Below are 10117 nucleotides of genomic sequence, written 5' to 3'. Positions count from 1 at the left end.
TCAAAAGTTATAGCGAACCGTCAGGTCCAGCTCTTGTTCTTGTGCATTTAAAAAGTCGGGCACACGCAGCGCCCTGGCATACGACAGGCTCAAGCTAACCCCAAACATACTGGCCTGGGCGCCGATAACTGAACCGGCGACCCAGTCGGAGTTGCGATCTTGATATTCGGGCAAGTTGGTGGTGCCGACATCCAGGCCAAAAAAGGCGGTGACCCCGGGTAACCACGCCCACGGGGTTTGCAGCGGCAGATAAAAATCATTTCTCAGGTAACCGCCCCGGTAACCAAACAAAGAATCACCGGAGATGCCGCGTACCGAATAACGGCCACCGACACTCAGCCCTTCCGAAGCTAAAATAACCTCGGGGGAATAAAACCAGTTTAAACGGGAAGAAAACTGCACCGGCTGCTCAGCCACAGTAAAAGAACCGCTAAAGCCCAGTTCCAGCTGATATTTAATAAACTGGAAATCGTCTTCGGCATCCGCCAGCTCGCGTTTGGCATCGAACCAGGGCACGCTTTTATTGATGTGTAGGGCGCCGTTTAAGGTGCCGGTAGAAAAATAGCGGGTGTAATCCGCCGACAGATCCCAGACATAAATGGTGCGGGAAGAGGTATCGAGGAAAACGTCTTCAATATAGTTGCGGCTTTCTTTGCGGTTAAAGGACAAGCCGAGGTTAAGCTTGTCGGCGCTGCCGCGATACAAGGTATTCTGCGCAAGAAAACTACTGTTAAAAGAGGTACCGTGGGTCAGGAAATCAACACTGGCCCCCAGTACCGTTTGTTCGTATTCATAATAATTGTTATTGAGACTAAATAACCAATAACCGTAAGGCACGCTCGCCACCAAAGAGTAACTGCGGGATTTCGATTGCGGTAACTCGTGCTCGCCGATATTGGATGAAAAAGAGCTCACCAGAGAATCGTTGATACCGAACAGGTTTTCATAGATAAAAGAGGCATCAAGCTGATATTCGCCGGTGGCTTCCACCCCGGTATTATTGACACCGACAGAAGCCCGCCAATTGCTTGCCTCCTGGTTGTCGACACGCACCACAGAGCTGCCCTGAACCTGCCCGGGTATTAACGCCGTTTTTGCCTGGTTTTGTCCGAGGCGGTTTAAGCTTTCAAGCCCCTGCTCCAAATCCCTCAGGTTCAATAACTTGCCTGTACGCTTAGGAAAAGCAAGCGCCAGCTGCTTTTCCGTCAACAGAGGCTCTGCGCTAGCTTCTTTACCCGGAGAGAACGCCTGGATAAAACCTTCCAGTACCAGGACATGTAAGGTGCCGTCAGATAAATCCTGCGGCTGGATATAGGCGCGACTGGTAACATAACCGTGGTTAAGATATAAATTCGATATCTCGGAGATCAACTGGTTGATGCGGTTGAGGCCGATACACTGGTGCTCGAAGGAAGAACTGATGCTGTTAATTTCCTGTTCGCTAAAAACGGTCACATTTTCCACTATCACCTGGTTAATATCGAAACAGGCACCGGCATCGTCGGTAAGAAAAGTCTGCTCTTGTTCCCGGTACTGCTCCTGCAAGAAAATATCCTGCTTTTTTAGCAGGGGGTCGAGCTGGTTTCTTATGCGATCCTGGCCCTGTTTTATTTGTTTTTCATGATCAGAAAGCTTCTGCTCCTGGGCATAAAGGCCGGAAGTACAGACAAGCCCCATCAACAACACCAACAGACGAGTGAAAGCACAAATTTTTATTGGCTTTTGATATAAACGCATAAATAAACCGGGTAAAACAGTGAGAAAAATTAATTCAACAACACCCAAAGCAAGCGTAATGTCCGGGATTAATCGCCAGACAACACCTTCAATCAGGAAAAATTAAAACAAACGGCGCTTTAGTTGACAGAAAGAGCCGGCCAGGAGACGGCAAAAAGCGGTACAGGCAAAAGCCTGACAACACAAAGTAATAGCGGAAAACTGGAGTCGGGATAACAGATAATACATAGATTCTATAAATCCTTTTAACTTAAAACTTTATCAAGGAATTTTGATCAGCTCCCATACAAAACGGCATCGCACAGGTTTAAAAAGATATAAACAGAATATTGGACACAGACAGAAATGCAGACCCGGTAATAGTGAATTATTACTCGGAACATTAACTTAGGTAGTCCCACTATCTGCCTATGTTCCAGCAGACTGGTGACTTTGCGTCCAGACCTCGCGATCTGTTTGCCATTATCTCGTTAAATTTTTATTACACAATAATGTAAATTTCGGCGAAATATTAACAGATCGTAACTGGTACGACAATCAAATTAAATAATTTGTGTATTTTTATTCATCAATTTGTTGCTAATAATCAAACAGACAACGAATGGATATTGCACCCTAGAGCAACCGGTTACACAAACAAAAACAATCTCCCCTTAAACCCAACCATCAGAAAGACACAAAATAAAGCGCTTTTAGTAAAGCTTCTTCAAAATTAATTTCAATGAACACAATGTAACCGGTTGCAAGAACACAAGTAACCGGTTACAGTGTCTTCGTGTCTCCAAATATGCAGGCAACTTTTATAACAAGCAGATTTATATGACATCGGCAAAAAAGAGATTGAAGGGTAATGTTTATGAAACAAACTAAGCTCCTGAAAAGGTCCAAAATAAACAATAATATCGATACCAGTATAAGATTTAAAAAGCTCAGCCTAACCACCTTAATCACCCTGGCCTTAACGGCTTGCGGCAGCGACATAGATCAGGCCAGCTCTGATCAGGTAAACTCCTGGTCCAGGTCTCCTGTGCCGGAAACTGCCGGTGACAACTGCCCGTTCGGGGGAGAAAAGGTGGAATCGGGCGCCGATACCAATAAGGATGGTGTCCTTCAGGATAGTGAAATCAACCAGGTAGACTACCTGTGTAACGATAGCGCCAGCACCAGTACTTATGTTAATGATATGTCTGACTTAAGTGATAACTTCTGGCGCAGCTTTAACCTAGCAACAGAAGATAACAGCACCGCAGGGACCGATGATGCCATCTACCGCTTCCAGGGTGATTTGTTCCGCTTCAAACGCAGTGATAATACCGCAGAATACCTTGATTACCTGATCCCCGGCGCCATAGAAAACGCCGTAGTTTCCGCCTATTACTGGGAGGGAGACAGCCCGGAAGTCGCACCTTTTAAAATGTTTGCTTCTAAGGTCGGCGCCAATAACCCGGATGACTGGATTGAACTCACAGTGACCCAGGAAAAAGTCGGTGATTACACCCAAAGAGCCAGCGATGAAGATCAAAACGACGAAGAAAACGATAACTGGATCAAGGTAGATTTTACCGCTGCCGATATCAAAAACCAGGCAGGTGAAGACTATGACTTTATCCGGGTACAGTTTCCCGTTGTTGCCTCCGGCCAGGCCTGGCATCCGCAACTGGGTAACCTGGAAGTTGCTTACAGCAGCGACACCGGCTTAGCCGCCGATAATAATGCCGCTCCCGAACCGGCACAAGACCCCAGCACCATAGTGATCCCGGTAACCCAGACAGACGGCCTGGATAATTTTAACCAGGTATTCTCCCACAGCGATTCGCTGTTTTTTGACAGCAGCGACGGCGACGGCGAAAGCCGTTTTAACGGCGATACCAGCCGGTTAAAACGCGGCACCAACACGGAAGAATATGTCCAGTACCAGGTTTATGGCGAAGTCAAAACCATAGAAGTTGTCGGCTACTATCACGCCTTCGATGAATCAGAGCCTTTCACTATTTTAGTGTCGAAAACCGGCGGCAATGATGAAGCCGAGTGGACCGAGCTCACCACAACACACATTCAGGCAGAAGGCGATGCGGTAGAAGACTGGACCACACATACCTACACCGCCACCACAAGTGAAGAGCAAGCAGACTTTGATTTTGTCCGCGTGGTCTTTCCGATCATTGCTGATGACAGCAAGTCATGGCACCCGCAATTAGGTGATGTCAACATCACTTACCATCAGGATTACAGCCTGGACAGCGACAATGTGTCACGGGACTTATCCGGTGTCGAAATTGCCGGTGGACAGGCACCACTGGCACTCGAACAAAGCATCAAAGATACCATGTTGGCCAATGGCATCAGCACTCAGTTTGACTGGTATATCACCCGGGGCGAAGGCAGCAACGGTATTGGCGACAGCAACAAGTTATACCAGGATGACAGCGGCCAGGAATTCCGTTTTGTTTCCTACAACACCCCTAACCTGGTCATGACCGAAGATCCCATCTGGGATATCACTCCGGTATTTGAACAGGAAGACGGCATCAAAACTATCAAAGATATGGGCGGCAAGGTCACCCGTATCTACACCATGGGCATATATGATGCGTCCAGCCCGGACAAAGTTAAACATATCAGCTGGGATGAAAACGGCGCCCTGGTCTTCAATGAAGATATTTTTGTCGCCATGGATAACCTGTTGGCCATCGCCAATAAACACGGCGTACGGGTGCAGATACCCTTTATCGACCGCAGTTTGTGGTGGGGGGGCATAGCCCATTTTGCCCAGCAATACGGCAAAAGCTCCCCGGAGTTTTTCACCGACCGCACCACCATAGACGCTTTCAAAGAAGTGATCTCCTATGTGCTTAACCGGGTGAATACCGTGACCGGCATCGCCTACAAGGACGATCCCGCGGTCTTTGCCTGGGAAACCGGTAATGAATTACGCTCCGACGACCTTGCCGCCATCGAAAGCTGGACCAGCGAAATAGCCGCCCATATCAAGTCTATCGACAGCAAACATCTGGTGATGGACGGCCGGGAAGCCCGCAGTACCCGCTCTTCCGGTGAATATGAAATGCGCATGTCCAACAGCGCCATGTTCGACAGCAATATCGATGTCTTGTCTAACCATTATTACGGCGACAATTTTTCCGCCCGCATTATGCAGGATCTAGACACTATCTCAGGGGTGAAACCCTTTGTGGTCGGGGAAATCGGTTTTGGCGACCTGGAAATGGCCGACGCCATAGATACGGTGATCAATGAAGGTTCCACCGGCATCTTATTATGGAGCCTGCGCACCCATGATATCAACGGCGGCTTTAAAGATCATGACGACGGTGCGGCCCACTCCTACCACTGGCCAGGTTTTGCCGACAACTTTGTTTATAACGAAGTAAAAATCATGGAAAATGCCTGGGATAAGGCCTACGAAATAGACGGTGAAATGAGGCCGGCACTGCCTGCACCGGCAAAAGCCCCGGTGATGTTAGCCAGCCCTTCAACCCTGGATATCCGCTGGCAAGGGGTTACCAGTGCCCGCTATTATGATATTCAGCGTTCCGATAACGGCACCGACGGCTGGACCCTGGTAGGTGACGACATTGAAATCGGCGCCACCACCGCCAGCAATTATATTTTGGCGGACCGCACGGACTCTTTCGGCACGGTACACCCGGGTGTAAAACACCAAATCCTGTTCCAGGATGCCACCGCCGTCGCCAATGAAACTTACTATTACCGCGCCAAAGCCATTAACGAAAGCGGCGAAAGCGACTGGTCAAATGTTATCGGTACCTCGGCCCAGCTGATTGAAAACGGCATAGTGGAAGACAGCTTAAGCAGCTTAACCTCCGCCACCGCCCTTTCCGATGTTTCAGTGCTCTTTGTCGACAGCGGCAATACCGAGTTCTTTGAAAATGACGATGCCGGACGCATCAAGCGCGGTGGCACCGGGGAAGAGTGGCTGATGTACAGCTTCGGCGGCGACATCAACACCTTCTGGCTGACAACCTACTTCTGGCGCAGCGCCCCGGAAACCGATGTTGCTGACTTTAAAGTACAGCTTTCCACCGACGGCAGCAGCTGGGACGACTTTACCCCGGAATCAAGCAGCGTGGCACAACGTGGCGACTGGGAGCAGATTGACCTGGTTGGCCGGGGCATAACCGGCGGTTACCAGCACCTGCGCGTGGTATTCCCGGTAGCGGCAGCCGCCGATTCTTCATGGGCACAACAGCTGGGCAATGTGAAAATAGGCGTGGGCACGGGTGTGATCAGTGACTTGCCTAATCCTCCGGGCGTGGATGGTTTAGTGGTCGATAACTTTGATGCCTACCCGGACGATGCCAGCATCAAAGCCAACTGGGTGGATCAGGCCTGGACCACCATCACAGTAGATAACAGCGGTGACAGCCAGCAAATGCAGGTGCAATACGATGTTGGCGCCAACGGTTATTCCGGGGTGTTACGCACCTTTGCCACACCGCAGGACTGGACTTCGGGCAACGCCATCCAGTTTAGCCTGAAACACCAGAACGCCGGCAATGTCTTTGTGGTACAAATTGATGAAGACCAGGCGCAATTTAAACCGGACGGCGGCGTGGACTCCTGGGAATGGGCCACGGTATTGGATGACAGCAATATCGACGGCGTGATCACGATAAAATTCGAGGATTTCCTGCCGAACCATAACTTCCCGGCAAACCAGGTGCCTGACGCTACGGTATTCGACCGGGATGCCATCCGCAAGCTCGGCTTCTGGCAAAACCAGGGCTATACGCCTTTTGGCCAGTCGCCGCTACAGCCATTGAATAACAGCACAGGTGAAAACTTGTTGATTGACAACGTCACTATAGTGACCGTGCCTTAAGGCCTGTTTGATAAAACCTGTGTCATAAGCAGCTTTTCATAAGAAAAGCCCCGGCGGATAGCACTTACCCTATCCGCCGTATTAACACGCTTAACAACAGCAAGTTTAAACGTTAATATTGAGCAAATAATACGCCGTTTTAGCGACGTATTTGAGGAAGTAGAAATGAACTCCAAGCAAAGTGTATTTAAAAAATCATTACTCGCCACCAGCATCAGTAGCTGTTTCCTGGCAGCCATGTCAATCAGCGCAGTAGCGCAAGCCGAAGAAAGCGCCGTAGCTGAAAAAAGCGCCGCAGCTAAACAAACCAAAGAAGTTGAGGTCATAGAAGTCGTCGGTACCCGCGCCGCCTGGGCAAAATCCCTGCTGACCAAAAAAGACTCGGATGTGATCATGGAAAGCATCAACGCCACCGATATCGGCAAGATGCCGGACGCCAACGTCGCCGAGTCGCTGCAAAGGTTAACCGGGATCCAAATCAGCCGCAATAACGGCGAAGGCAGCAATATCCAGATCCGCGGCATGTCGAAAAACCTGCTGTTACTCAACGACGAAGTCATGCTCACCGGCCAGGGACAAACCGAAGGCGGCATGGCATCTTTAGAAGAAATTCCTTCCGAATTGATAGGCGAAGTCCAGGTATTTAAAGCCGCACGCGCCGATTTAATCGAAGGCGGCATGGGCGGCACGGTCAATATCATCACCCGCAAGCCCCTGCAGCTGGAAGATTTCACCCTGGCGGGTAACCTCAAATCCGGCTGGGGAGAAAACAGCTCCACAGATATTGAACCCAGCGGCGCCCTGGTGATCGGCAATAACTGGGACGATAAATACGGCTTCCTGCTTTCGGTGTCATCCAGTGAGCGTTATAAAGAATCCGATTACGCCTTAACCGAACGTCAGCCCTATGCCAATATCGCCGGTCAGGCTCCCTGGCGCGTGGACGTATTAGAAGACGGCGCGCGGGTGGATTACCCGGAAATTTATGCCCCGTCCCAGTCTATCGAACAAAGAAAACGTATCGGCTCGGCGCTGGCACTGCAATACCGGCCGATGGAAAACCTGGATTTAAGCTTCGACTGGGTGCATAACGAATTACAAAACGACACCGAATCGGTCAAAGCCCTGTTCCATATGGACAGACCCAGCGAAAACCTGCTCGCCCCCGGGGTAGAACATACCGGACGCGTGATCGACAATGCCCGCTTTACCCTGAAGCGCCAGGAAAACCAGACCAATGTTACCGACCAGACCAATGAAGCGGACAACTTTAAATTCCAGGCAGACTGGGTGGTTAGCGACAATTTCCGCGCGGTATTAAATGTCAGCAAAGCCGATGCCCATGAAAAATCCTTATATGTGTCGGCAGATACCATGTCGACCCAAAACAGCCGCATCGCCCGTAATGCCGAGCAGGCCGCCAACCCGGCCCTGCGTGAACTGCTAAACCCCAACGGCATCGAAAGCTTCGATATGTGGTATTCAGACACAGGTGTCGGCCAGCCGGATATCCGTATCGACCACGACCTGGGCAACGCCGACTACCACTACTTTAAATCCGCCTGGGCCGGCGGCGGTGAGCGGGATTCCGAATCCGACGCCATTAAACTGGATTTCGAATATGATATCGATTTAGGGCCGCTGAGAATGCTTAGCGCCGGGGTACGCGTTGCCAACCGCGATGTAAAATTCCAAGGCTTTGAATATGCAGTAGATTATACCAATCGCGGCGCCACCAGCGGCGATACTTGGGGGCCTTTATACCGTTACCAGGATGCCGGCATCACAGATCCCGGTTTGGGCTATACCATATTAGATCCGGTGCGCTTTGCCGACGATCCTACCCGGGTAACCATCTACAAAGACTTTTACGGTTTAAAAGATCAATATGGCGAGTCTATGGATCTGGCAGCCATCAGCACAGACGGCATGCGTAACCCCCATGCCTGGATGTCGGATTACACCGGCAGCCCGGTACAGCGGGTAAATGATCCGAAAAACAAATGGAGTGTCGACCAGGAGGTAAAATCCATCTACCTGATGGCGGACTTTGAAGCAGACGTATTTGGCGATATGTTCCTCACCGCCAACCTGGGCGCCCGCTATGTGCAGACCAAGATTCTGGTAAAACAGCAAACGTCGCTGCCGGACACCCCGACCCGCGCCAGCTATGACTGGAACGGCGTGCTCGACGAATCGGGTTTTATCGCCACGCCGCTCAAAAATGACTTTAACGACTTCTTGCCCAGCTTCAGCGCTAACCTGGAAATAGCCGACGATATGTTTGTTAAATTTGCCGCCAGCAAAACCATGGCCCGGCAAAACCTGAACGACCTGGCGGCGGCCTTTAACAAAAGCTACTCCAACGAGGTCATTAATAACCCGGACGGCAGCACCACCGAAATCCAGAACTTTATCGGCGGCAGCCGCGGCAACCCGGAATTAAAACCGGACCGCACCACAGCTTATGATCTTAGTTATGAATGGTATTTCGGCGACGAAAGCCTGTTCAGCGCTGCGGTCTTCTATAAAGACATGACCAGCGTGGTTATACAGGAACAAAAAGACGAAGCCCATTTCAACGGCGACGGCGTAACCCTTAATACCGCACCGGTAACTTCTTACTTTAATACCGGCGGCGGTACGGTAGAAGGAGTGGAATTAGGACTGCAGCACGTATTTGACAATGGCTTTGGTTTTAATACCAACTACACCTATTCAAACGGTGAAGCCAAAGATGATGTTGATGAAGACGGCACATCACAACTACCGTTGCAAAACCTGTCTGAGCACAGCGCTAACTTAGGTGTGTTCTATGATAATGACGGCTTACGCGCCAATGTCAGCTATAACTGGCGCTCTGAGTTTATTATCGGTTACACCACCTACCACAGCTCTAACCAGGATCTTGCCCCGAGAACCCCGATATATTCTGACAGCTATGGCCAGGTGGATGCATCAATAGGCTATGAAGTTAACGAGAGCTTCACCATTTTAGCAGAAGTGACCAACCTGTTTGGCGAAGATACCAACCAGTACCTGGGCACAGATGCAAGTGATCAGTTCTGGAACTACTATCAAGGTGAAGCCCGTTATTACCTGGGGGTAGCTTTTAAAATGTAACACTGGCTATCAGGCCCGGTTCCAGCACGTAATGCAGGAGCTGGCACCTGATAGCCAGGGTAAAGCCCGCGATTACCCCGGTATTTAAAATGTACGCTTTCATGAAACAGGTATTGCCTCAGGAATCAATGCTGGAGCAATACCATTAATACCAAGCAAACAGGGATGTTATTGCTTGGCCCCCAAAATCATACTATCCCTTGTTTATTTCTGTTATATCGGTTCATGCTCGATCTTACGTACCTAAAATCAGGATAGCGTTGCATTCATCATTTGAACTCAAGCCACAAAAGAGACATTAGCTATTACAGCTAACTGGAGAGATTATATTTTATATCAATAACACCCTTGGCAGGGGCCGAAAACCAGAGCGAAGCAACGCTTTTGCTCCCTCTG

The 10117-nt window shown here is 49.9% G+C and carries 3 protein-coding genes and 1 riboswitch; of the genes, 2 read left to right on the top strand and 1 reads right to left on the bottom strand.

Annotated elements, in window-relative coordinates; all coding sequences use genetic code 11:
* On the bottom strand, positions 1-1737 hold the full coding sequence (locus QL234_RS19850; protein WP_281559519.1) for a ShlB/FhaC/HecB family hemolysin secretion/activation protein: 1737 nt from the start codon (positions 1735-1737) through the stop codon (positions 1-3).
* A 387-nt stretch (positions 1738-2124) separates the two neighbouring features.
* Positions 2125-2208, bottom strand: a riboswitch (cyclic di-GMP riboswitch).
* A 385-nt stretch (positions 2209-2593) separates the two neighbouring features.
* On the opposite strand from QL234_RS19850, the gene QL234_RS19845 reads away from it, so the two are divergent.
* Together QL234_RS19845 and QL234_RS19840 are read left to right on the top strand one after the other, a co-directional pair.
* Positions 2594-6598 (top strand): hypothetical protein, encoded by a 4005-nt coding sequence (locus QL234_RS19845; protein WP_281559518.1) that lies wholly within the window; start codon positions 2594-2596, stop codon positions 6596-6598.
* A 165-nt stretch (positions 6599-6763) separates the two neighbouring features.
* Positions 6764-9721, top strand: a complete 2958-nt coding sequence (locus tag QL234_RS19840; protein ID WP_281559517.1) for a TonB-dependent receptor — start codon at positions 6764-6766, stop codon at positions 9719-9721.
* The last annotated feature ends 396 nt before the right edge of the window (positions 9722-10117 follow it).

It is taken from the genome of Thalassomonas sp. RHCl1, assembly GCF_947387555.1.
Classification (GTDB): Bacteria; Pseudomonadota; Gammaproteobacteria; order Enterobacterales; family Alteromonadaceae; genus Thalassomonas.
This window is presented reverse-complemented; position numbering and strand designations above follow the sequence as displayed.